This is a genomic window from Halalkaliarchaeum sp. AArc-GB, from assembly GCF_031432225.1.
Classification (GTDB): domain Archaea; phylum Halobacteriota; class Halobacteria; order Halobacteriales; family Haloferacaceae; genus Halalkaliarchaeum.
Window position 1 is genome coordinate 22604 of the sequence record NZ_JAVKGM010000016.1, and the last position, 21921, is coordinate 44524.

Annotated in this window: 25 protein-coding genes; 10 read left to right on the forward strand and 15 right to left on the reverse strand. The window is 64.4% G+C overall.

Going from position 1 to position 21921, the window contains the following annotated elements; all coding sequences use genetic code 11:
• Positions 1-24: 24 nt before the first annotated feature.
• From deoC to hisG, 5 genes are all read left to right on the forward strand, one after another.
• Complete coding sequence (gene deoC, locus RH858_RS13500; protein WP_310562138.1) at positions 25-663, forward strand: deoxyribose-phosphate aldolase; 639 nt, start codon at positions 25-27, stop codon at positions 661-663.
• Between the two features lie 84 nt (positions 664-747).
• Complete coding sequence (locus tag RH858_RS13505; protein ID WP_259532979.1) at positions 748-882, forward strand: hypothetical protein; 135 nt, start codon at positions 748-750, stop codon at positions 880-882.
• A gap of 60 nt (positions 883-942) precedes the next feature.
• Positions 943-1317, forward strand: a complete 375-nt coding sequence (locus RH858_RS13510; RefSeq protein ID WP_259532980.1) for a 30S ribosomal protein S8e — start codon at positions 943-945, stop codon at positions 1315-1317.
• 119 nt (positions 1318-1436) lie between these two features.
• A complete protein-coding gene (locus tag RH858_RS13515) occupies positions 1437-2642 on the forward strand; it encodes a threonine synthase (protein WP_259532981.1) in 1206 nt (401 codons plus the stop codon).
• Positions 2643-2714: 72 nt separating this feature from the next.
• Positions 2715-3641: an ATP phosphoribosyltransferase gene (gene hisG, locus RH858_RS13520; RefSeq protein WP_310562139.1), complete on the forward strand. Its 927-nt coding sequence runs from the start codon at positions 2715-2717 to the stop codon at positions 3639-3641.
• A gap of 31 nt (positions 3642-3672) precedes the next feature.
• On the opposite strand, the gene RH858_RS13525 is transcribed toward hisG, so the two are convergent.
• Positions 3673-4050, reverse strand: a complete 378-nt coding sequence (locus RH858_RS13525; protein WP_310562140.1) for a hypothetical protein — start codon at positions 4048-4050, stop codon at positions 3673-3675.
• A 15-nt stretch (positions 4051-4065) separates the two neighbouring features.
• Complete coding sequence (locus RH858_RS13530; RefSeq protein WP_259532984.1) at positions 4066-4626, reverse strand: TATA-box-binding protein; 561 nt, start codon at positions 4624-4626, stop codon at positions 4066-4068.
• Between the two features lie 155 nt (positions 4627-4781).
• Between RH858_RS13530 and RH858_RS13535 the strand changes: the two genes are divergently transcribed.
• Genes RH858_RS13535 through RH858_RS13545 form a run of 3 tightly spaced genes read left to right on the forward strand, consistent with a single transcriptional unit; the run spans position 4782 to position 7141 of the window.
• Entirely contained in the window at positions 4782-5894 is a 1113-nt protein-coding gene (locus RH858_RS13535; RefSeq protein ID WP_310562157.1) for a THUMP domain-containing protein, read from the forward strand.
• A gap of 48 nt (positions 5895-5942) precedes the next feature.
• Positions 5943-6188, forward strand: a complete 246-nt coding sequence (locus RH858_RS13540; protein ID WP_259532985.1) for a YhbY family RNA-binding protein — start codon at positions 5943-5945, stop codon at positions 6186-6188.
• Complete coding sequence (locus RH858_RS13545; protein WP_310562141.1) at positions 6188-7141, forward strand: mechanosensitive ion channel family protein; 954 nt, start codon at positions 6188-6190, stop codon at positions 7139-7141. Before RH858_RS13540 ends, RH858_RS13545 begins: the two co-directional genes overlap by 1 nt.
• A 5-nt stretch (positions 7142-7146) precedes the next feature.
• Here the strand turns inward: RH858_RS13545 and RH858_RS13550 are convergent, their stop codons facing one another.
• Together RH858_RS13550 and RH858_RS13555 are read right to left on the reverse strand one after the other, a co-directional pair.
• Positions 7147-7623 carry a 50S ribosomal protein L11 gene (locus RH858_RS13550; RefSeq protein ID WP_259532987.1) on the reverse strand — a complete coding sequence of 159 codons (477 nt, stop codon included), beginning with the start codon at positions 7621-7623 and terminating at the stop codon, positions 7147-7149.
• A 63-nt stretch (positions 7624-7686) separates the two neighbouring features.
• Positions 7687-8748, reverse strand: coding sequence for a M42 family peptidase (locus RH858_RS13555; RefSeq protein WP_259532988.1), 1062 nt, complete (start codon positions 8746-8748; stop codon positions 7687-7689).
• Positions 8749-8825: 77 nt separating this feature from the next.
• On the opposite strand from RH858_RS13555, the gene RH858_RS13560 reads away from it, so the two are divergent.
• Both RH858_RS13560 and RH858_RS13565 read left to right on the forward strand, forming a co-directional pair.
• Positions 8826-9110: a hypothetical protein gene (locus RH858_RS13560; protein WP_259532989.1), complete on the forward strand. Its 285-nt coding sequence runs from the start codon at positions 8826-8828 to the stop codon at positions 9108-9110.
• 78 nt (positions 9111-9188) lie between these two features.
• Complete coding sequence (locus RH858_RS13565; RefSeq protein ID WP_259532990.1) at positions 9189-10151, forward strand: zinc-dependent metalloprotease; 963 nt, start codon at positions 9189-9191, stop codon at positions 10149-10151.
• A 40-nt stretch (positions 10152-10191) separates the two neighbouring features.
• Here the strand turns inward: RH858_RS13565 and RH858_RS13570 are convergent, their stop codons facing one another.
• The 11 genes from RH858_RS13570 to cyaB all read right to left on the reverse strand — a co-directional run bounded on the left by RH858_RS13570 (position 10192) and on the right by cyaB (position 21827).
• The gene (locus tag RH858_RS13570) at positions 10192-10488 is read right to left on the reverse strand and encodes a hypothetical protein (protein ID WP_259532991.1); all 297 of its coding nucleotides are present in this window, start codon (positions 10486-10488) and stop codon (positions 10192-10194) included.
• Between the two features lie 72 nt (positions 10489-10560).
• Positions 10561-11496, reverse strand: coding sequence for a class 1 fructose-bisphosphatase (locus RH858_RS13575; protein WP_310562158.1), 936 nt, complete (start codon positions 11494-11496; stop codon positions 10561-10563).
• An 8-nt stretch (positions 11497-11504) separates the two neighbouring features.
• Positions 11505-12317 carry an aldolase gene (locus RH858_RS13580; RefSeq protein ID WP_310562142.1) on the reverse strand — a complete coding sequence of 271 codons (813 nt, stop codon included), beginning with the start codon at positions 12315-12317 and terminating at the stop codon, positions 11505-11507.
• Positions 12318-12505: 188 nt separating this feature from the next.
• Positions 12506-14209, reverse strand: a complete 1704-nt coding sequence (locus RH858_RS13585) for an ABC transporter ATP-binding protein (protein WP_310562143.1) — start codon at positions 14207-14209, stop codon at positions 12506-12508.
• Entirely contained in the window at positions 14202-15416 is a 1215-nt protein-coding gene (locus RH858_RS13590; RefSeq protein ID WP_259532994.1) for an ABC transporter ATP-binding protein, read from the reverse strand. The genes RH858_RS13585 and RH858_RS13590 overlap by 8 nt, the downstream gene beginning before the upstream one ends.
• A 1-nt stretch (position 15417) precedes the next feature.
• Positions 15418-16419 carry an ABC transporter permease gene (locus tag RH858_RS13595; RefSeq protein WP_259532995.1) on the reverse strand — a complete coding sequence of 334 codons (1002 nt, stop codon included), beginning with the start codon at positions 16417-16419 and terminating at the stop codon, positions 15418-15420.
• On the reverse strand, positions 16416-17492 hold the full coding sequence (locus RH858_RS13600; RefSeq protein ID WP_259532996.1) for an ABC transporter permease: 1077 nt from the start codon (positions 17490-17492) through the stop codon (positions 16416-16418). The genes RH858_RS13595 and RH858_RS13600 overlap by 4 nt, the downstream gene beginning before the upstream one ends.
• A gap of 111 nt (positions 17493-17603) precedes the next feature.
• Positions 17604-19226 (reverse strand): ABC transporter substrate-binding protein, encoded by a 1623-nt coding sequence (locus RH858_RS13605; protein WP_259532997.1) that lies wholly within the window; start codon positions 19224-19226, stop codon positions 17604-17606.
• Positions 19227-19359: 133 nt separating this feature from the next.
• Complete coding sequence (tsaA, locus tag RH858_RS13610) at positions 19360-19863, reverse strand: tRNA (N6-threonylcarbamoyladenosine(37)-N6)-methyltransferase TrmO (protein WP_259532998.1); 504 nt, start codon at positions 19861-19863, stop codon at positions 19360-19362.
• A gap of 54 nt (positions 19864-19917) precedes the next feature.
• A complete protein-coding gene (locus tag RH858_RS13615) occupies positions 19918-21114 on the reverse strand; it encodes an inorganic phosphate transporter (RefSeq protein WP_259532999.1) in 1197 nt (398 codons plus the stop codon).
• Positions 21115-21239: 125 nt separating this feature from the next.
• Entirely contained in the window at positions 21240-21827 is a 588-nt protein-coding gene (cyaB, locus tag RH858_RS13620) for a class IV adenylate cyclase (protein ID WP_259533000.1), read from the reverse strand.
• Positions 21828-21921: the final 94 nt, after the last annotated feature.

Sequence of the window (21921 nt, forward strand, 5' to 3'; positions counted from 1 at the left end):
AACCGCCACGCCGATGCACCACGCATGAATCGAACGGAACTCGCCGCGAAAATCGATCACACGGTGCTGGGCCCGACAACCACCGACGACGACGTCGAACACCTCCTCGCGGAAGCCGAGGAGTACGGGATGAACGCCTGCATTCCGCCGTGTTACGTTCCGGAGGCCGAAACGGCTGCCCCGTCGGTGACGCTCGCGACGGTGATCGGGTTCCCGCACGGTCACCACGCGACCGACGTGAAACGGGAGGAGGCGGTCCGTGCCTGGCAGGACGGCGCTGACGAGCTCGATCTCGTGGCGAACGTCGGCCGGCTGAAGTCCGGAGACCTCGAGACCGTCGAAAACGATATCGCCGAGGTTGTCGCCGCCGTGCCGATCCCTGTCAAGGTGATAATTGAAGCGCCGTTGCTCACCGACGAGGAGAAACACCGCGCCGCCGAGGCCGTTCGGGACGCCGACGCGGCCATGGTGAAAACCGCGACGGGGTTCGCCGACGGCGGCGCGACCCTCGCGGACGTCGAGCTGCTGTCGGAGTATCTGCCGGTGAAGGCGAGCGGCGGGATCGGAACCTACGATCTGGCACTGGAGATGCTCGAGGCCGGCGCCGACCGGATCGGCGCCTCCTCGGGCGTCGAGATCGTCACGGGCGCCCCCGGGGAATGACGGGATTCCCGGTCGACGTCCATCCGAACACTGTCCGGTCGACAGGGCGAATTGTTTTGGCCCCCGACGACGAACCATCGTGTAATGGTCACCACCACACAGCGCGACGACATGACGTGGTATCAATGCGAGAAGTGTGGCCTGCTGTTCGACGAGCGTGCGGACGCCGAAAAACACGAGGAGAACTGCGACGCCGAGGAGCCATCGTATCTCCAGTGATCGGGTCCTCGGCGATTCCGCTTCGAGAGGTTCAAGTAGCCGCTCGCCGTTCACGCGGATATGAAAGATCAGGGACGCTCGAAGCGGAAACGCACGGGCGGACGACTCAAGACGTTCCGAAACAAGAAGCGCTACCAGCTCGGCCGCGAACCCGCCGAAACGACCGTCGGGGAACAGCGTCTCCAGTACATCGACTCCCGGGGAACCGGGATGAAGGTCCGCGCGCTGTCGACGGACGTCGCGCAGGTCGCGACGTCGGACGGCGAAACGGTTACCGCCGAAATCGAGGACGTCGTCGAGAACCCGTCCAACGTCAACTACGTTCGCCGGAACATCATCACGAAGGGCGCGATCATCCAGACCAGCGAGGGACGTGCCCGGGTCACCTCCCGTCCCGGACAGACCGGGCAGGTCAACGCCGTTCTCCTCGACTGATCGAATATCCGCGACGCGTACTCGTCGACGCGGGGCATCCACAGAACCGCCGGTGAGCGATAGAGGAGCCGGTTGCCGGGTCCCACAGCTCATTACGCGCCCGGCAAAACGGTTCGTCCATGCGAACGACCGACGCGTTCGTCGGCCTCGTGTGTCTCGACTGTGGGACGCAGTTCGATCCCGAAACCACGACCCACCGCTGTCCCGAATGCGATGGGATCCTCGACCCTCGGTACGACCTCGAGGCGGTCGAACTCGCGCCCGACACGCTTTCCGACCGGCGGGATGATTCGATGTATCGGTACGCGGAGCTACTCCCGTTTCCACCCGAGACCGCAGTCAGCCTGGGCGAGGGAACGACGCCGCTTGTCGAGTGTCCCTCCCTCGCGGACGCGATGGGCGTCGGTCGGGTACTGATAAAAGACGAGGGGCAGAACCCGACGGGAACGTTCAAGGACCGCGGCCAGTCGCTCGCGGTGACCGCCGCGCGCGAGCACGGCGCCGACGCGATCGCGCTCAACTCGGCGGGCAACGCCGGTCAGGCGGCGGCCGCCTACGCCGCCCGTGCGGGGATGGACGCACACGTGTTCCTCCCGGAGCGGGCCGGATTCGTCCAGAAGGCGATGGTGGAGATTCACGGCGGGAAGCTGCACGTCGCCGATCCGATCGATGGAGACTCAGAGATCGGCGACGCAGGGGAGGCGTACGCGGCAGCGATGGACGAAGATAACTGGTACTCGACGAAGACGTTCGTGACGCCGTACCGCCACGAGGGGAAAAAGACGATGGCGCTCGAAATCCTCGAGGAGCTCGACTGGGAACGTCCGGACGCGGTCGTCTACCCGACCGGAGGTGGCGTCGGACTCGTCGGTATGCACAAGGCCGCCAGAGAGCTTCGCGACCTCGGCTGGATCGACGATCTGCCGCCGCTGTACGCTGCCCAGGCGAGCGGCTGCGCCCCGCTCGTCGACGCGTACGAAGCCGGGCGCGAGGAACACGAACTAGTCGAGGATGTGGACACGGTCTGTAACGGGATCGCGATCCCCGATCCCGGCGCGAGCCGACAGATCCTGGCTGCGATCCGCGAAAGCGACGGCGGTGCAGTGTCGACAGACGACGCGGAGATCCTCGAGGCGGCAATCGAGGTCGCCCGGACGGAGGGTGTCGAGATCGGGGCGACCTGTGCCGCCGCCGCGAGCGGGGCGTTCGAGCTGGCAAATCGGGGAGAGTTCGGAGACGACGACACGGTCGTCCTGTTGAACACCGGCGCCGGGAACAAGGACGCCGCGACGCTGCGATCACAGCTCGGCGACCGGTCGCCGTAGCGTGCACAGACCGTGTCGAGATCGGCGAGGCCGACGCGAAAAGGTTTCCTGCTCGCTCCGAGTGGTATCGGTATGCGCATCGCGGTGCCCAACAAGGGCCGCCTACACGAGCCGACGATGGAACTGCTGGAGCGGGCGGGGCTCCACGTCGAACGAACGGCCGACCGACAGCTGTACGCGCACACGGTCGATCCCGAGGTGACGGTACTGTTCGCCCGGGCGGCGGACATCCCCGAGTACGTCCGTGACGGGGCCGCAGACCTGGGTGTTACCGGCCTCGATCAGGCCCACGAATCTGGGCCAGTAGTGGAGGCCGTCGACGACAGCTCCCGGGCTGGCGCCCGGGGCGGGGACGGCGACAGGCCCGCACTCGTCGATCTGGTCGATCTGGGCTACGGACGCTGTCGGCTGGTGCTTGCCGCCCCCGAAGAGGGCGACATCACCGACGTCGACGACGTCGACGGACGCACCGTCGCCACCGAGTTTCCGAACGTCACCCGGTCGTTCTTCGAGTCGCGGGGCCTCTCTCCCGACATCGTCGAGGTGACAGGCGCGACGGAGCTCACCCCGCACGTCGAGATGGCCGACGCTATCGTCGACATCACCTCCACCGGGACGACTCTGCAGGTGAACCGACTCGCCGTGATCGCGGAGGTCCTCGAGAGTTCCGTCCGGCTGTTCGCGAGGGAGGACGTCCTCGACGATCCGAAGGTAACGCAGATCGCAACCGCGTTCGAGTCGGTCGTCGCCGCCGAAGGGAAGCGATATCTGATGATGAACGCCCCCACAAGTCGGCTCGAAGAGGTCAAAGACGTCATCCCCGGAATGGGCGGCCCGACGGTGATGGACATCGCCGGCGAGGACGGGGAAGACGAATCCGGTCAGGTTGCCGTCCACGCCGTCGTCGACGAGCGGCGCGTGTTCGAGGTGATCACAGACCTCAAAGCGGTCGGCGCGAGCGACATCCTCGTTACAGAAATCGAACGGCTCGTCGAGTGAGGCGACGGACCATCCGCCACAGGCGCTCCGTTCACCCGGGAAACGTCCCGAGAAGGATCAACAGGCCGAACAGGACGGTTCCGAGCAGGATCGTTACCACGACGTGGATGAGGGTGATGTACGCGGAGACGCTGGCTGACTCCCCGTACAGGTAGTGAATCGCCGCGCCGTCGAGCAGGAGCGCGACGGCGATCGCCGGGAGGGAAGGGAGGTCGAGCGCCCCGGAGACGACGGCGACGGCCGCAGGGAACGGCCCGACACCCAGTGCTTTTATAACTGAGACGTCGCCGAGAACGTTTCTGGCAGCCAGGAACGCAGTAAGGGAAAGAAACGCCGCCAGCAGTCCGAAGGTACCGGCAACCGCGAGCGGAGAAACGCCGGTCTGGACGACATAACCGAGAGGGACCATCGAGGGCGACGACGCTCAGCCGAGCAGGCCGAGTTCCTCGAGTCGTTCGGTAATGACGTCGACCGCGGCCTCGGCGTCGGCAGGCTCCTTGCCGCCGGTTATCACGAGTTTGCCGGAGCCGAAAAGCAGCGCAACGACTTCGGGCTCCTCGAGGCGATAGACCAGTCCCGGGAACTGTTCGGGCTCGTACTCGATGTTCTCGAGCCCGAGTCCGATCGCGATCGCGTTGAGGTTGAGGCTCGTCCCCAGATCGGCGCTCGTGACGATGTTCTGGACGGTGATTTCGGGCTCCTCGTCGACGGGGATTTCCAGTTCGCGGAGCTTGTCGAAGACGATGTTGAGGCTCTCGTGGACGTCCGCAGTCGACTTCGCTCCCGTACAGACGATCTTCCCCGACCGGAAGATCAGCGCGGCCGACTTGGGATTCTGTGTCCGGTAGACCAGCCCGGGGAACTGTTCGGGGTCGTAGTCGGCGCCCTCGAGGTCCATGGCGACGCTCTGGAGGTCGAGCTCCTGGCCGATGCCCGTGGAGGCGACGACGTTCTCAATGTTGATCGTATCCTTGGGATTGGTCATTCGTCACTTAAACCGTAGTATTTAAGCTTTAAAAAGATTGGTTACTCGTCCCGGCAGCCGAAATCGACGTTCTCCCCCGCTGGGTCGCCGGTTCGACCGTCGGGAAAACCGCCATGCTCTTGCGGTCGCGTGACAGAGCGAGGCACGTGTACGGGCTGGAACTCGCCGGAGAACAGGACGCCTTCGCGGTGTACGAGGCGAAAAGCGCCGCCGCCGGGGTCGAGCTGGTGGCGCCGGGGTTGGCGACCGCCGGATCGATAACCGACCGCGTCGAAACGCTCGCGTACACCCGACGCGCGATCGAGTTGCTCGGACGGACGGACGCCGACGTCGAGAGCGCCCGGGCGCTGTTGCGGGCGGCACCGATCGAACGCGAGGGAACGGTCGCGGTGCGTGCCCGCGACGTGAGGGGATCCTCCGGGATCTCCACACAGCGGGCACAGCGGGAGCTGGGGAGCGTGCTCGTCGACCGCGGGTTCGCCGTCGATCTCGAGGAGCCGGATCACGTGCTTCGCGTCCTCTTTTCGTCGGGGGAGGTCGAGGCCGACGAAATCGCGCTCGGGCGGGTCCCCGACGTCGTCGGGGATTCACTCGACGTCTGTCTCGTCGGCTGGCTGGCGGCCGAATCGACGCGGGACTTCACCGAACGGAAGCCGACTGACAGGCCGTTCTTCCAGCCGGGGAGTATGGCCCCGATCGACGCCCGGGCGTATGTCAACGTCGCCGGGGCGGGCCCCGGACGGCTCGTGGTCGATCCGATGTGTGGAACCGGCGGATTGCTGATCGAAGGCGGACTCGTGGGGGCTCGCGTGCTGGGGGTGGACGTCCAGGAGAAGATGGTTCGCGGCACGAAGCGGAACCTCGAATCGTATCTTTCGGATTCCGCGTCGTCGACCACCTCGGTCGAGTTCGGCGTCGTCCGGGGTGACGCGACGGCGCTGCCACTGTGTGATTCCGACGACACCGGCACCCAGACCGACACCGACACCGTCGATGCGGTCGTCTTCGACGCCCCGTACGGCAGGCAGTCGAAGATCGCCCGCCACGAACTCGCCGAACTCGTCGAGGGGGCACTCGCGGAGGCGAAACGCGTCTGTCGTTCGGACGGCCGAACCGTCCTCGTCGCGGATCGATCGTGGCGCGAGGCCGCGATCTCCGCCGGCTGGGAGGTCGATGCCGTGTTTTGCCGTCCGGTTCATCGATCCCTCGACCGGTACGTGCACGTACTGACGGGAGCCGCCGAACCGGGACGGGAAAACTCGCCGTAGTCGACCGGATTCTCAAGTTTCAAACCGCCACGGCCCGACGACCGTTCCATGAGCGACCGAGAACTCCGGAAGGAAGCACACGATCTCGACGTGACCGTCTGGGTCGGGAAAAGCGGTATCGACGCTGTCGTGGACGAACTCGCCGACCAACTCGAAGACAGGAAGCTAGTGAAGGTGAAGTTCCTCAGGGCGGCCCGCGGCGGGACGACCACCGAACAGCTCGCAGAAGAGCTCGCAGCCGCCGTCGACGCCGAACTGATCGAGACCCGCGGCAACACGGCGGTGTATCACTGATGAGCGGTTCGGTTGTGGTGACTACAGTCGGAGCGGACGCGCTGTTCGAGCCGGTGATTGCGACGGAACCGGCGGTGCCGTTGCAGATCGAACCGCTCCAGAACGTGCTCGCGGAGTACGTCGGCGAGGATCTCGCGGGGACGCTCACCAGTGCAGGGGTGTTTCTGGTCGTCCTGTTCGCCTTTTACGTCCTGGACAAGACGGTGGTCAGCCCGCTTTTCGAACGGCTGTTCGAACGCCGGGAGCTGGAACCACACGCCAGAAGTCCGTTGAGCAAGATCGTCTCGATCGTCGTCCTGTTCGTCGGGATCAGCGTCGCGTTCGGGTTTGCGGGCTACGGTAACTTCCTGCAGTCGCTGGCCACGATCGCCGCCGCAGCCACCCTCGCTGTCGGCTTCGCGTTGCAAAACGTCATCCGGAACTTCGTGGCGGGCGTGTTCATCTTCACTGACAAGCCGTTCAAGATCGGCGACTGGATCATCTGGGGGGACAACGACGGCGTCGTCGAGGACATCTCGTTTCGGGTGACCCGCGTCCGGACGTTCGACAACGAGCTGCTCACCGTCCCCAACTCGGAGCTGACCGACAACGTGATCAAAAACCCCGTCGCGAAGGAGACGCTCCGTCTCAAGTTCGTGTTCGGCATCGACTACGAGGACGACATCGATCACGCGACGGAGCTCATCCTCGAGGAAGCCTCCGACCATCCGGACATCCTGGAAGAGCCGGCCCCCTCCGTTCGGCTCACGGAGCTTGCAGACTCGGCGGTCGGGCTCCAGGCCCGCGTGTGGATCGCGAACCCGTCCCGATCCGACTTCGTCAGGACCCGTGGCGAGTTCGCCACGAACGTGAAAAAGCGGTTCGACGCGGAGGACATCACGATCCCGTTCCCCCAGCGCACCGTTTCCGGACGCGGGGCGTGGGAACAGCCCACCTCCCTGTCGGACGAGTAGCCGGTCTACTCGGCGAGAACGTCGTCGTACTCGCCGGCGTCGACGCGGTCGTCGAAGGTGCGGGCGTCCTCCCCCTCGATGGTGACACCGAGGGTGACGCAGGTGCCGCCGATCTCCTTGGCGGCGTTTTTCAGGTCGTACGACAGCAGGTCCGACTGCTTCTGCTCGGCGATCTTTTTGACCTGTTCGATCGAGAGGTCCGCGACGAAGTCGGACTGCGGCTCGCCGGAGCCGGTCTCGAAGCCCGCCTCGTCTTTGATCAGCTCTGCTGTCGGCGGGACGCCGACGTCGATCGTGAACGAGCCGTCGTCCTCGTACTCGACGGTAACCGGCACCTCCATTCCGTCGAACGCGGCGGTCTGTTCGTTGATCTCCTCTACGACGGCCTGCACGTCCACCGGCGTCGGCCCCAGTTCGGGACCGAGCGGCGGGCCCGGCGTGGCCTGCCCGCCAGGGACGAGCGCCTGGATAGTTCCAGCCATACGTGTGTGAACCCGTCGCCGACTTTTAACGGTTGTTTTTTGCGCGCACCGAGTCAGCGGGTGTCAGACGTCCACGACGAACTCGCCTGCGTCGCCAGCTGCCTCTGCGATCCTGCCGAGAAGCGTCGCGACAGCCGTGAGGTCCTCCGTGTCGACTACCTCGACGGGCGTGTGCATGTACCGGTTCGGAACGCTCACGGTGAGCGACGGGATCCCGCCACGGCTGGTGAAGAACGCGTCGGCGTCGGTTCCGGTTCGGATCCCCGCCGCCTGGAGCTGGACGTCGAGGTCGATCTCCGCTGCGGCCTCCCGTGTGAGATCTACGAGCACTGGATGGTTCGCGCTTCCCCTGCCGACGACCGGCCCGCCCCCCAGCTCCACCGGCCCCTCCTGTTTCGCGGGGACGCCGGGCGAGTCGGTCGCGTGGGTGACGTCGACTGCGACGGCGGCCTCCGGTGCGAGATCGAACCCGACCATTCTCGCCCCGTTGAGCCCGAGCTCTTCTTGAACCGTCGACACTGCATACACTGTCGCGTCGACGTCCGCCTCGACCGCGCGGCGCAGTCCTTCGGCGACGGCCCACGTCCCGACGCGGTTGTCCATGCCGCGTGCAGCCACCCGGCCGGCGTGAAGCTCCGAGACGGTCGTGGAAACCGTCACGGGGTCGCCCACCTCGACGAGCTCGCGGGCGGCTTCGGCGTCGCTTGCGCCGATGTCGACGTGCTGTTCTTCGAGTTCGTCGTACTCTTCCTCGCCGACGTCGCGCAGGTGGATCGCCGTCTGTCCGATCACGCCCGGGACGGGCTCGTCTGCGTGGATCGTCACGTGTTGCCCTTTCGAGACGGTCCGATCCGCACCGCCGATCGGGGCGATGCGCAGGAATCCCTCGTCGGTGACGTCCCGAACGATGTACCCGACCTCGTCGGCGTGGCCCACGAACGCGATCTCGTGGGCGCCCTCGCTCCCCTCGTGGACTGCAACCGCATTACCGTAGGCGTCAGTTCGGACCTCGTCGGCGAATTCGCGGACGTACTCACACCAGACTCGTTGTCCGGCCGCTTCGAATCCCGACGGACTCGGTGTCGTCAGAAGGTCCTCCAGGAACTCTCGTCGTCTCTCGTGCATACCCGGAAAGGGGGGCGACGGGCAAAAGAATCCCGTGCCTTTCGTTTTATCAGTGTGCCCGCCGTAGTTCACACGCAATGACAGGAAAGAAGTTCACACTTCTGGAGCTCCACGTCCACGACGGCGTCCAGCTAACAGTCGGCGAGACTATCGGTCTCGGCGAGGAGAGGAACCACGATGGTGAGGGTCCAGCGGTCGAATCGAGCCACGACCACGGCGATCATAGCCACAGCCATGCGGGGCGAAACGCGGTCTTTCTGATACTGGGGCTCCTCGTCGGCGTAACTGTGGCGGTCGCAGCGCGGCGGGTGCTGGGATCGGACCTGGAAGCGGCCAAAGAACTCGACGCCGTGACGGACTGACCGGCCCGTTTACCGATCGGGACTGTCGTCGGTCGATCCCGGCACAAGCGATTTGCGTCCCCGTCCCCGAAAGGGCGTATGGATCTGTATCGCAGCGTTCGCGCGGTGACTACAGCGTCGGGCGACGGTGCGGTCGACTGGGACGGCGTTCGCGAGGCGGCAAAGGCCGGAACCAGACCGGGATCGCTGGACCTGTCGCCCGCCGAACGCGACGGCTACGCGGCCGACGTTCGGGCCGCCCGCGACCGACTACGGTCGGTGTCGGACACGGAGTTCGACGTTCCGGATCGACTCACCGTCCAGAACAGACACCACTGGATCGACGCGAACGTCGACACGTTCCGCCGAGTGATGGAGCCGATCGAGGCCGAGGTAGAGACGCTGTTCCCGAACGCCTCCCGCGTGGCGAACACGGGGACGATGGCGTTTACCCTCGGCTTTCTCGCCCGTCACGTGCTCGGGCAGTACGATCCGCTGCTTTTGGCCGACGACCCCGAGGAACACGGGCTGTATTTCGTGCATCCGAACATCCTGCGGGTGGCAGACGAGCTCGACGTCGACTACGAGCGGTTCCGACGATGGATCGTCTTTCACGAGGTTGCACACGCCGCGGAGTTCGGCGCCGCCCCCTGGCTGCCGGGCTACCTCGAATCGCGGCTCGAATCCGGCGTCAGAACGCTCTCGCAGGGCGGGATAGACCGCGAGGCGTTCGTCGAACTCGACGCCGCGATGACCGCAGTCGAGGGGTACGCCGAGCTGCTCATGGATCGGGCGTTCGACGAGGAGTACGCCGACCTCAGGGAGAAGGTGGACGAACGCCGGAACACGGGGGGTGGTCCGATCGGTCAGCTGGTTCGGCGGCTGCTCGGCCTGGGCCTCAAGCGACGTCAGTACGAGCGAGGGACGCGATTCTTCGAAACCATCGCCGACGATCGAGGGCTCGCTGCAGCCGGCGTCGTCTGGGAACGCCCGGAGAACTTGCCGACGGACGCAGAGCTGGACCGACCGGAGCTGTGGCTCCGCCGCGTCGATCCCGTCTGAAGTCGACACTCCCTACGGACCCATCTGCACCCATCGGCGGCTATCCCGGACGCATCGCTCGAAGGTTCCGTAGCAGGAACCACAGCAGAACGGTCCCCGCGACAGCGCCGCCCGCCAGCGCACCGAGCAACTGGGTCGGGGTCGGATCGAGCTGGAACGCCATCAATCCCATCGAGGCGGAGACCAGTCCGACGAATCCGATCTTGAGTCTGACGTTCGCTGCGGTGCGTTCCTCCTTCGAGAGGCTCGGACCGACCATCAGCAGTTCCACTCCGCCATCCGGCCTGGGCGCCGTGATCGTCCCGGTAATCTCGCGTCGGTTCCGCGGTTCATGCACACCTACAGGGGACCGATGCGCTTGAAAATGGCGGGATCGCTGGGTCGGTTCGGACACACGAACGGGGCCGAACTACGGCTCCGAGAGATAGCCTTCGAGCCGTTCGATGAGTTCCGCGTTGCCGAGGTGAACGGGTGTCCGTTCGTGGAGCTCCGTCGGCTCGGCGTCGAGGATCGACCCGGCCCCGTCGGAGGACCGACCGCCCGCGGCTTCGACGACGTACGCCATCGGGTTGGCCTCGAACTGGAGGCGGAGCTTCCCCTCCGGTCGATCCTGCAGGGCGGGATACGAGAAGATCCCGCCGTAGGTGAGAACCTGGTTCACGTCGCCGACCATCGCGCCACCGTATCGGAGCTTGAGCTCCCGTTCGATCTGTTCGGCGTACGCCACAAACTCCGGAGTCCAGTCGGGAACCCGACCCCCGAAGCCGTACACGACCGGGTCGTCCGGAAGCGCGAGCTCCGGCGTGACGATCCGCCGATCGACCCCGCTGTCGCCCGAACCGGGAGCCACGACCTCCTCCCTGACGACCCCGCCGTGGGCGACGACCATCGTCGTGATCGGACCGTAAAGCAGGTAGCCGGCGGCGACGAGCTCGCGTCCTGCTGCGGGAAGCGGCGCGTCGTAGACGCCGACGATCGTTCCCATCGCGTTGTTCGACCGAAGGTTCGAGGAGCCGTCGAGAGGGTCGACCGCCACCGCAACGCCGTCCGGATCTGCAGCGGAGACGTTCCCGTCGGATGCGTCTACTTTCGATTCGCGCTCCTCGCTCACGTAGCTGGCTACGCCGTCGATCGAACCGAGCCGCTCGCGGAGCAGCTGGTCGGCGTGCGCGTCAGCGGCGAGTTGAGTTTCCCCGGAGGGGTTCTCCTCGTCGATCGCGCTGCGACGTCCCGGGAGTCCAGCGCGGATTTCGGTGGCAGTTTCGGCCACAACGTCGAACACGCGCTCGACCGTCGCTGCGTGAACGCTTTCGGGTGCCGATCCCCTCCCTGCCTCGCTGTCCATCCCCGCCATCAGTCGTCCGCAGGGGCGAGCGTCGCCCGTTCGAGCGCCTCGTCGACGGTTGTCTCCTCGTAGATAACCGCCTCCAGCGCGTCGAGGATCTCGATCGGGTTCTCCCGCTGGAACACGTTGCGACCGACAGCGAGGCCGTCCGCGCCGGCGTCCATCGACGACTTCACCGTCTCCAGGAACGCCCGATCGTCGGTTTTGGAGCCGCCCGACATGATCACTTTCATCTCACCGGCCATCTCGCAGGCCTGGGCCATCGCCTCCGGTGAGCCGGGATACTTGATCTTGGCGACGTCGGCACCCAACTCGAGTCCGAGGCGACTCGCATACGAGATCACGCCGGGTTTCGTGTCGTTTTTGACCCCTTGTCCGCGCGGATACGACCACATCACGACGCCCATGTCGCGCTCGCGGGCGGCCTCCTGCAGTTCGCAAAACTCCTCTGCCATCTCGACTTCGTGGTTCGAGCCGCCATAGAGGGTAAATCCGACCGCCTCGGCGCCGAGTTCCTCGGCGTACTCGACCGAGCAGTTCACCGCCGAGTCGTGTTCACCCATCCAGAGATTCGACGTGCCGTTCACCTTCAAAAGCAACGAGACGTCGTCTTCGAAGGACGGGTAGTACGCTTCGGCGATTCCTTTCTGTACCGCGATCGCGCTCACGGCGTCGTGGGTTGCGTACTCGAAGACGGTCGCTGGATCGGCCGTCTCCGGTACCGGATCGAAGTCGACCGGGCCGTGTTCGAGCCCGTGGTCGTACGCCAACACGAGGACCTTGCCGTCGCGAGCGATTCCCGAATCTGCTCCTGGTAGCATCGGTTCGAAATCAGGTAATAAGATACATAAAATTATTGGTCATCGATTCGAGGAGGACTTTCGGATAGACAGTCATTAACGGACGTTAGACGGCTCATAAACCCGATATCGAGTAAAGAATATGAATACAACTCGTGTAGTTAATTTCGGATCGGAGGTGGCGACACCTGCCGCCGGAGACAGGATCGTCAGTCCGACCCCCGGGAAGAGACGTCAGCGTTTTCGACGGCCGTTCGAACGTCGGGTGGTTGTTCTCGTCGGTGGCACGCTGCGGGGTGGTCGGCCTGCGGTGGAAGTTCGGGGGACACCACCTCGCAGATGCTCCGATACGCAGACAGTTCCGCCTCCGCGCGTTCCCAGTCGTCGGTCACGACAGCCTCGATCGCGTTCCTGACCTGTCTCCGATGTTCCCCGGGAAGCTCCACGTCGAGGAGCCGATCGAAGATCCGTTCGATCACACGATCGTCGTGGTTCTCCTCCGCCGACTCCTTGCCGACGAGTTCGCGGGCACCCTCGACGTCGATGTCGCGGTCCCGAATCCGATCTCGAACCGTGAGCACTGCGCGATACGACTCCTCGTCGATATCGACACCCTTCGGGGGAACTACTACGGGACACCGGGTCCTGAACCGGCAGCCGCTCGGTGGATCCCGGGGGGAGGGTACGTCGCCGGAAAGCGTTTCGATGTCTCGGTCCCGCTCGTCGGTGTCGACCCGTGGAACGCTCTCGAGCAGCGCTTCCGTGTAGGGGTGTCGAGGCTCCGTAAATATCTCCTCGCTGGGCGCGATTTCGACGATCTCTCCCAGATACATCACCGCGACCCGATCACAGATGTGACGGATCACGGAGAGATCGTGAGAGATGAGCAGGTAGGTGAGACCGAACTCCGACTGCAGTTCGCTCAGCAGGTTCAGAATCTGTGCCTGGACCGAGACGTCGAGTGCGCTCGTCGGTTCGTCTAGCACGACGAACTCTGGATCGAGCGCCAGGGCCCGCGCGATGCCTACGCGTTGCCGTTGTCCGCCGGAGAACTCGTGGGGGTATCTGTCGAACTGGTCCCTGGAGAGCCCCACGCGATCGAGGAGCCACCCCACGCGTTCGCGCCGCAGTTGTTCGTCCGAGCGCTCGACCGCAACCGCGACGTCGACCCCGTCCCCGGTCGCGGTTACGTCGACCGCGAGGTCCTCCTCGACGATCGCCAGAACGTCGCCGTCGGCGTCTACTCGACGGTCATCGGTGGCTCTCTGACGGTCGTCCTCGGGATCGTCGTTCCCGGAGCGTTCGACCACTGTCACCGAGACCGAAACTGCCCCGCCCTCTGGAGGGACGACCCTGTCGACGTCGTCGGCGACGGTGACGGTGACCGCGTCCGGATTGATCCCGTCGGTCGATACCGTCGCGTCCGTTTCGACGTCGGGGTCGGTGAGCGGCCAGCCGTGAACGTCGAGCGGCTGCTTGACAGTCTCACCGATCGTCATCCGCGGATCGAGGCTGGAGAACGGATCCTGAAAGACGATCTGTGCGTTTCGTCGGAAGCGGTCGAGGCCGTTCGAGGAGAGTTCGTAAACGTTCTGTCCGTCGAACCGGACGACGCCGTCGGTCGGTTGCTGGAGCCGCAACAGCGTCTCCCCGGCAGTCGACTTGCCACAGCCGGATTCGCCGACCAGCCCCAGAGTCTCCCCGCGTTCGATGTCGAAGCCGATCCCGTCGACGGCCCGAACCGCGACCGGGTCTTCGCCGAACAGCCGATCCAAAAGCGTGTCCTGTTCGTAGAAGTACTTCGTGAGGTTTCGAACTTCGACCAGCGCTCCGTCGCTCGAGGGGACTCCGTCGGCCGTTTCTGCGTCGGTGTCGCTCGTCGTTTCCGTCGCCGTCTGCTCTGGATCAGTCATCGGTTGGAACCTCTTCGGGAACGTCTCCGGTCGCCTCTTCGGGGCGGTCGTCCGCGAGCGCTCGATCCGGATCGTACGCGCGATCCGCGAGATAGCATTTCGCGACGTGATCGTCGCTCCCGCTCGCCCGGAAGTCGGGAGGATCTTCGAGACACTCCTCCATCGCCTTCGGGCACCGGTCGGCGAAGTAACAGCCGCTGCCCATCTCGTGGTCCAGCAGACTCGGGACGTTCCCCTCGATCGGCTCGAGACGTCCGCCGACGTGCGCTAGATCGGGAACCGAGCCGAGAAGCCCCCGAGTGTACGGGTGGACGTGGTCCTCGAAGACGTCCTCGAGCGTTCCGCGTTCGACGATCTCGCCGGCGTACATCACACCGACGCGATCGCACATCCTCGCGATCACGCCGAGGTTGTGGGTGATCAGGACGATCGTCATACCGATCTCGGACTGGAGGTCGGCGAGGATGTCGAGCACCTGTGCCTGGATTGTCACGTCGAGGGCGGTCGTCGGCTCGTCGGCGATCAACACGTCGGGCTCGCCGGCCAGTGCCTGGGCGATCATCGCACGCTGGAGCATTCCCCCCGAGTACTGGTGTGGATATTCGTCGGCCCGCTGTACTGGGTCCGGAATACCCACCAGTTCCAGCAACTCGATTGCCCGTTCTCTACTCGATTCGGTGACGAACCGCTTCGACGGGAGCACGGTCGAGGTGATCAGCGACGACAGCGAGTAGTCGGCCGAACGTGTTTTGGCCCGCGTGGATCGCGGGTTCGCCCTCGCCCGTCGCTGGACCTCGACCGCCTCGGCGATCTGTTCGCCGACGGTGAGGCTCGGGTTGAAGCTGCTTTCCGGATCCTGAAAGATCATGCTGAACGAGGGGCCGCGAAGCGACCGCCTGACGTCCTCCGGGACGGACAACAGATCGACGAACTCGCCGTCGACGGCATCCGGATGGCTCTCGCGTAGGCTCTCCGCGAGCGATTCGTTGCGATACTCGATGGTCCCGTCGGTTATCTCGCCCGGTGATTCGACCAGATCCATGAGCGACAGCGCAGTGACGCTTTTCCCGCTGCCGCTTTCCCCGACGATACCGAACACCTCTCCACGTTCGATCGTCAGGGTCACGTTCGAGACGGCGTTGACCTGCCCTTCGCCTGTGAAAAACCGGGTGGACAGGCCGCCGATGCGAAGTATGTCCCCGGTCATGTCAGGCACCTCGTTCGCTGCCTTCGATGTTCGGATCGAGCGCGTCGCGGAACCAGTCGCCCAGCAGGTTCACGCTGATGATCGCGAGCATGATACCGACCCCCGGAAATATCGAAACCCAGGGTCTGGTACGGAGAACGTCCTGTCCCCGTTCTATCTCGTACCCCCACGAGAGGGTCGTCCCCGAGAACCCCAGATACGCGAGCGACGCCTCGAGCAAGACGATCACCGCCACCTGGATGGTCGCAAGCACGATGATCGGCGTGAGGCTGTTCGGGAGGATGTGTCTCCGCAGGATCTCCCGGTGACTCGTCCCGAAACTCCGGGCCGCCTTGACGTACTCCTGGTTGCGAAGCGACAGCGCCTCCCCGCGGGCGACGCGGGCGAACCACACCCAGATCACCAGCGCGGAGACGATCGTGACGGTTCCGGGGATCGGTATGGTCTCGGGCATTCCCTCCGCGAGTCCTGCCATCACGATCGGATCGGGAACGTGGATCGGGGATTCGCCGAATACCCCGATGAGCGCCAGTGCGAGCACGAGCGCGGGAAACGCGAGCATGATGTCGGCGACGCGCATCAGTGCGTCGTCGACGCGTCCACCGTAGTAGCCCGCGACCAGTCCGATCGGTACGCCGATAAACAGCGCCATGATCGTTGCGGTGATGCCCACCAGCATCGAAACCCGGGCGCCGTAGACGAACCGGGAGTAGACGTCCTGGCCGACGTTGTTCGTGCCGAATACGTGTTCTCTGGTCGATTCGACGGTCACGTCGGTGATTTCACCCTCCTGTGCGATTTGAGTATCGTAGCTGTGACCAAGCGGCGGATACTCCGCACCCTGCTCGTCGAAATACCCGGTCTCGGTCGGATCGTGGGTCGCGAGGATCGGTGCGAACGCCGCCATCAGAACGATCGACACGAGCAAGAACAGCCCGATCTTCGGGAGAATGCTCTCGGTGAACGTCTGTCGGAGGTTGGATCTGACTCTTCGCGAAATCATTCTTCGATCACCTGTGGGTCGAGATATGCATACAGCGCGTCGACGAGGATGTTGATCGTCACGAACGCGACGGCGATGAACACGACAATCCCCTGCATGAGCGGCCAGTCGCGCATGTCGATCGCGTCGATGAGCCGCAGCCCGAGCCCCGGCCAGTTGAACACGGTTTCGGTGATAACTGCCCCGCCGAGAAGCGTCCCCATCTGGAGGCCGAGGACAGTGATGATCGGGATCATCGTGTTGCGCAGCACGTGTTTGTACCGGATCAACACCAGCGGAAGCCCCTTCGCCTCCGTCGCGGTGACGTACGGCTTGCCGAGTTCGTCGACCATACCGCTGCGGGTGAGTCGGGTGATGAGCGCCGTGAAGTAGGTTCCGAGCGTGAGTGCCGGGAGGGTAATGTACTTCAACCACGCACCCAGCTCGGTGAGTGATCCGGTCAGGACCACCGCCAGAACGGCGTCCGCGAAGCTCGGGCCTCGCCTGCCAGTGGGGAACTCGACCATTCCGTACCAGATCGAGGACGGATACGGAAGGTTGACACCGAGAACCGAAATCGACGACGTCCCGAACGTCGGATACGGAATGCCGAACCAGACCCCAAACACGAGGATCAACATGAGTCCGAGCCAGAAGTTCGGCGTACTGATCCCGAGTAGCGAAAACAGCGTCGCTCCGTAGTCCGACGGCTGGTTTCGACGGGTCGCCGAGATGACCCCCAGCGGGATCGCGATGACGATCGCGACGACGGTCGCGGCGACCGCGAGTTCGACCGTCGCCGGCACCCGCTCTATCACCATCATCTCGACCTCGCGATTCGACTGCCAGGAGTAGCCGAAGTCGCCGGTGACGAGCCCCTGGAGGTAGTCGAAATACTGGACGTAGATCGGTTCGTCGAGTCCCTCCTCTCGTCTCACTTGCTCGACGAGTTCCTGGGTCGCCCCCTCAGCGAGCATCAGGTTCGCGGGATCACCCGGCGAGACTGCCCGAAGGCCGAACATGATCGTTACGACCCCCCAGATGACGAACACTCCCTGGAGGAGTCGGCGAACCAGGAACTTACCGAGCGACATAGGAATTCATGACGATAGTCGGTGTTGTTTACGCTTTCGTTTTCGGGAGCGTGTTTCGGAGATACCGCCCCGTTTGCCCCGACCGTATCGGAGAATCGCCCCTGTCGCAGCTTACGTGTCCATCTCCCAGGTGTAGATGGTTTCGTCCTCGCGGGGGTCCCACTGGATCCGCTCGTTGACGCCGTAGATGCTTTCCTGGGTGTGGAGGTAGACGAACGGCGCCTTCTCGTGGGCCAGTTCGTTGACGTACTGGAGCTGCTCACGCCGCTCGTCGGGGTCGTCGATCTGCTGGCTCTCCAGGATCGCGTCGCTAAGTTCCTCGTCGTGGAACGTCCGGTTCGGGTTGTCCGGGATCGTAAAGAAGCCCTGAACGCCGTAGTCGGTGTCGCCGGTGATGACTCCCCACCCGATCATGTAGAAGGGGATCTCCCAGGTGTCCTCGTACTCGTCGGGCTCGACGCCGGCCTGGTTCGCGTCCGAGACGACGCCGAACTCGACGATGTTCGCTTCGCAGCTGACGTTGTCGAGTCGGTCGATCTGGTCTGCAACCGTCTCCCCGATTTCGGCGTCGTTGAGATACCGGCCCTGCGGCGCGTACAGTTCGATCTCGACGTCGCCGTATCCGCTCTCCTCGACGAGGCTCTCGGCCATCCCGATGTCCTGCTCGTACGGTTCGATGTCCGGGTTGTAGCCGTTGATTCCCGGCGACACCGGCTGTCCTCGCGGTTCGCCGAACCCGGAGAGGATCGTACTGACGATCTCTTCGTTGTCGACCGCGTAGTTCATCGCCTGCCGGAACTCCTGACTGTCGAACGGCGGGACCGTGTTCTTCATCGGACAGAAAACGGTCCGGAAGCTCGTCACGTTTCTCACGTCGGCGTCGGGTGCCTCGTTGATCGTGGAGACGTCCTCCGGGAGGATGTTTATCGTGACGTCGGCCTCGCCGGTCTCGATCGCCGCGGCACGACCGCTCGATTCGCCGTCGGCGTTGAACGTAATCCGCTCGAACGGCGGCTCCGGGCCCCAGTAGTCGTCGAACCGCTCGACGACGACCTCGACCCCAGATTCGAACTCGACGACTTCGTAGGGACCGGTCCCGTTGAAGTCCTCGGCGTCCGCCCCCGAGATAGCGTCGTCCTCGGCCTCGTGCTGGTCGATCGCCCAGTCTTTGTTGATCGCCCGCGCGTAATTACCGAACTCGAACTCCGCGAGCCCCGGGGCGGCTCCGTAATTGATCGCCAGCGTGGTGTCGTCGACTGCTTCGGCGCCTTCGATCGATCCGAGTCCGAAGGTGCCGATCGGGCTGGGAACCCCCTTCTCGGGGTCGACAGTCCGGTTTATCGTCCAGGCCACGTCCTCGGCCGTCAGCGGATCGCCGTTGTGGAACACCACGTCGTCACGGAGATACACGTGCGTGGTGCCGTCGCCCTGTATCTCCCACTCATCGGCGACGCGGGGGAAGATCCCTTCGCCCGGCTCGAAGTCGAACAGCGGCTCGTAAATGTGGTCGTATACGTCGAAGTAGTCACCGGTAATGTGGTCGAGGGGGTCGATTGTATCGGGGAACTGCGAGAGCGTGATCGTGATCTCGTCGAGTTCTTCGACGGGGTCGTCGGGGTCGCCCGGATCGTCGGGGTCGCCCGGATCGTCCGGATCGTCCGGCGCGTCGTCTTCCTCTCCCACACAGCCAGCGATGGATAGAATCCCCGCGGATGCTGCGGAGGCACCGGTCATTCGAAGTATTTTCCGTCGTCGTACCGTGTTATGCTGCCGCATAGTAGAACCTTCACTATCTTACACTATTTAAATCCACCGCGGTATGACGGGTCGACGTCGGGAAGCGCACGATCGGCAGGACAGAATCGAACTACAGAAATCGGTCGTCAGCTCGCCGGCGTTCCGGGTCCTCCTCGGCTTCGTCGATCCACCCTGCCTCCGCTTCGGCGGGGACATCGAACGCGGGAACGAACGGTTTGATGTCCAACAGGGGCGTGCCGTCGAGCACGTCGACATCCCGTACCGTTAGGGTGGATCCGTCGACGCCATCGATCCGGACTACAGACAGTCCGATCGCGTTCGGCCGCCGCGGTGCTCGAGTGGAAAACAGCCCGCGTTCCGTGGAATCGAGAAACGGTTCGACGGTCGTCATGGCGTCCCCCTCCGAACCGTGAAAGTGATACAGGAGATAACAGTGAGAGAAGCCCTCGAGGTCGGACAGCCCGTCGGCGTACGCTTCGTCGACGGCCACGGTGCCGCGTGTTCCTCGGGACCCAGTGGGCTGGATCGGCATTCCTTCGAGCGAGTCGTACGGCGTGTTGATGACGCCGATCGGGTCGTACTCGATACCGTTCGTCGCGTTTTCTTCCTCCATACTACACCTGAGGCCTCCCCGAATAAAGCGCGACCGATCCAGGAGTCGCCCTTTTCAAGCGATTCCCAGGAGGGAGCTGATCCCCCAGTAGACGCCGTAGCCGACAAAAAGCGAGAACACGAGCGAGCCGACCCACGCGAGGGCGGTGTACGCCATCTTCTTGTGGCTTACAGCCTCGCTTCCCACCGCGTAGCCGGTTCCCAGGATCGCACTGATAAAGATCTCGTTGAACGACATCGGGATGCCGTAGAAGATGCCGATCTGTGCGATGACGAACGACGGGATCAATACGCCGACGGATCGTCGCGGTCCCAGCGAGGAGTAGTCCTGCGAGAGTGCCTTTATCATCCGTGCGGACACCATCCACGCGCCCAGAAGCATCCCGATTCCTCCGAAGACGAGCGTTGGCGTGATAACGTCGCCCGCGAGGAGTCCATCGAGGAGCGGCAAAAGCGGTCCGACCGCCAGGCCGACCTTGCCGCCGCCGGCCGTGAACGCCACCAGTGCCCCGAGTACGAGTAGGAACCACCGCTGGGCGGCAACCCGATCGTATGCGACGGCACGTCCGACGACGAGCGCGAGAACCCCGGCGATCGCGACGGTGACAGCCGCCGTACCGGCGAGCGGTCCGCCCGGGATTCCGGGAGCGACGCTACTCGCAATCGAGGCCGGCTCCCCGGGTGGACCGAGCAAAAGGAACTCCATGTTGGCCACCACGACGCCGACGACGCCCGCGAGCGCGGCGAGGACGTACAGTTCCGAGGTTCGCTCGCTGCGCAACAGTTTCGTCGTCACGTAGGAGGCCGGCGCGACGAAGAACGGGGTCAAAAGCCAGTAGAGACCGATTTCGGCGTACCGATCCCACGCCGGCCCTCCACCCATTGCAAGCCCAACACCGACGACGCTGCCGGTGATAGCAAACGCCGTCGCGATAGGATACCCCTTGAACACGCCCGCCGCGATGTAGACGGCGGCGATCGTGAGCGCCACCGTCGCAGCCAGCGGGGACAGGGTGACGTCAGTGACGAGCCCCCGTCCGACGGTCTCGGTGACGGCTGCCCCCTGTAACACGGCGCCGGCAAACGACAACAGGCCGACGACGAATGCGGCGCGCATCGTCGTGATCGCGTTGGCCCCGACCGCCGGGGCGAACGGCGTCGCTCCGGTCGACCCCGCCCCGATCGTCCACGCCGCAAAAAAACTCGCGCCGAGAGCGACGACAACCAGCGCAATTGTTCCTGCGTCTACCATCGTTTGTTTCCATGTCGGTGTTGCGCCACCGTGAAAGCGGTGTCGGATCCGGCACCGTCGAGTAGGAGGCTGCCTGATCCCCGTCTGCAGGCGGTTGTGTTCGGCTTTCGAAGCCTCCCTTCAGTTCAGGAACTCCGTTCGAGCAGGAGCTCGAGATACGACGTTCGTATTGCGTCCTCCGGGTCCAGGCCGAGCGATTCGAGGACGTCGATCGCCCCCTCTCGAACCTCCTCGATGTCGGCCTCCACGGCCTCGCGTTCGACTTCCACGAACTCTCCGAGTCCGGACACGTCGTCGAGGGTCACAGTGTATCCGTCGACGGTGAACAACTCCCGTCGTTTCTCGACGGTCGCAGTCGGATCGAATCCCAGCACCGAGAGGATGGAATTCAGTTCGTCGCCGTCGTCGACGCCGGTTTCGCGTTCCACTCTGGTTTTCGAGACGTCGTCGACCAGCGGGCCCTTGTAGGTAAGCGTCACGTCGTCGTCATGTCGGGGGTCGCTCTCGGGTGACCTCGCGCGTTCGCAGTCGGAATCCAGGTGCCGAACCCGCCGGATTCTGAGCGCTTCGTCGGTCTCTGCGAACTCGCGGTGAGGTGCGTCGTAGTAGGTGTCCGTCTGCTCGACGTACGTTTGCCGCGACAGTTCCATCTTCTCGAGGCGGCCGCGCACGGATTCGTGCGTCGCCGGGACCTTCAGTTCGACCTCGTACATTCGTTTCGCAGTGAGGTACGACCGGGACCGGCGTCAGTGTGTCGTTCGTCCCGGACGGACGTCGTTCGTCTCGAATCAGCGTGAGACATATAGT

Excerpts from the sequence above, each read along its gene's own strand:
- deoC (WP_310562138.1), top strand. The coding sequence starts at position 25 with ATGAATCGAACGGAACTCGCCGCGAAAATCGATCACACGGTGCTGGGC.
- RH858_RS13505 (WP_259532979.1), top strand. The coding sequence starts at position 748 with ATGGTCACCACCACACAGCGCGACGACATGACGTGGTATCAATGCGAG.
- RH858_RS13510 (WP_259532980.1), top strand. The coding sequence starts at position 943 with ATGAAAGATCAGGGACGCTCGAAGCGGAAACGCACGGGCGGACGACTC.
- RH858_RS13515 (WP_259532981.1), top strand. The coding sequence starts at position 1,437 with ATGCGAACGACCGACGCGTTCGTCGGCCTCGTGTGTCTCGACTGTGGG.
- hisG (WP_310562139.1), top strand. The coding sequence starts at position 2,715 with ATGCGCATCGCGGTGCCCAACAAGGGCCGCCTACACGAGCCGACGATG.
- RH858_RS13525 (WP_310562140.1), bottom strand. The coding sequence starts at position 4,050 with ATGGTCCCTCTCGGTTATGTCGTCCAGACCGGCGTTTCTCCGCTCGCG.
- RH858_RS13530 (WP_259532984.1), bottom strand. The coding sequence starts at position 4,626 with ATGACCAATCCCAAGGATACGATCAACATTGAGAACGTCGTCGCCTCC.
- RH858_RS13540 (WP_259532985.1), top strand. The coding sequence starts at position 5,943 with ATGAGCGACCGAGAACTCCGGAAGGAAGCACACGATCTCGACGTGACC.
- RH858_RS13545 (WP_310562141.1), top strand. The coding sequence starts at position 6,188 with ATGAGCGGTTCGGTTGTGGTGACTACAGTCGGAGCGGACGCGCTGTTC.
- RH858_RS13550 (WP_259532987.1), bottom strand. The coding sequence starts at position 7,623 with ATGGCTGGAACTATCCAGGCGCTCGTCCCTGGCGGGCAGGCCACGCCG.
- RH858_RS13555 (WP_259532988.1), bottom strand. The coding sequence starts at position 8,748 with ATGCACGAGAGACGACGAGAGTTCCTGGAGGACCTTCTGACGACACCG.
- RH858_RS13560 (WP_259532989.1), top strand. The coding sequence starts at position 8,826 with ATGACAGGAAAGAAGTTCACACTTCTGGAGCTCCACGTCCACGACGGC.
- RH858_RS13565 (WP_259532990.1), top strand. The coding sequence starts at position 9,189 with ATGGATCTGTATCGCAGCGTTCGCGCGGTGACTACAGCGTCGGGCGAC.
- RH858_RS13575 (WP_310562158.1), bottom strand. The coding sequence starts at position 11,496 with ATGGACAGCGAGGCAGGGAGGGGATCGGCACCCGAAAGCGTTCACGCA.
- RH858_RS13580 (WP_310562142.1), bottom strand. The coding sequence starts at position 12,317 with ATGCTACCAGGAGCAGATTCGGGAATCGCTCGCGACGGCAAGGTCCTC.
- RH858_RS13585 (WP_310562143.1), bottom strand. The coding sequence starts at position 14,209 with ATGACTGATCCAGAGCAGACGGCGACGGAAACGACGAGCGACACCGAC.
- RH858_RS13590 (WP_259532994.1), bottom strand. The coding sequence starts at position 15,416 with ATGACCGGGGACATACTTCGCATCGGCGGCCTGTCCACCCGGTTTTTC.
- RH858_RS13595 (WP_259532995.1), bottom strand. The coding sequence starts at position 16,419 with ATGATTTCGCGAAGAGTCAGATCCAACCTCCGACAGACGTTCACCGAG.
- RH858_RS13600 (WP_259532996.1), bottom strand. The coding sequence starts at position 17,492 with ATGTCGCTCGGTAAGTTCCTGGTTCGCCGACTCCTCCAGGGAGTGTTC.
- RH858_RS13605 (WP_259532997.1), bottom strand. The coding sequence starts at position 19,226 with ATGACCGGTGCCTCCGCAGCATCCGCGGGGATTCTATCCATCGCTGGC.
- tsaA (WP_259532998.1), bottom strand. The coding sequence starts at position 19,863 with ATGGAGGAAGAAAACGCGACGAACGGTATCGAGTACGACCCGATCGGC.
- RH858_RS13615 (WP_259532999.1), bottom strand. The coding sequence starts at position 21,114 with ATGGTAGACGCAGGAACAATTGCGCTGGTTGTCGTCGCTCTCGGCGCG.
- cyaB (WP_259533000.1), bottom strand. The coding sequence starts at position 21,827 with ATGTACGAGGTCGAACTGAAGGTCCCGGCGACGCACGAATCCGTGCGC.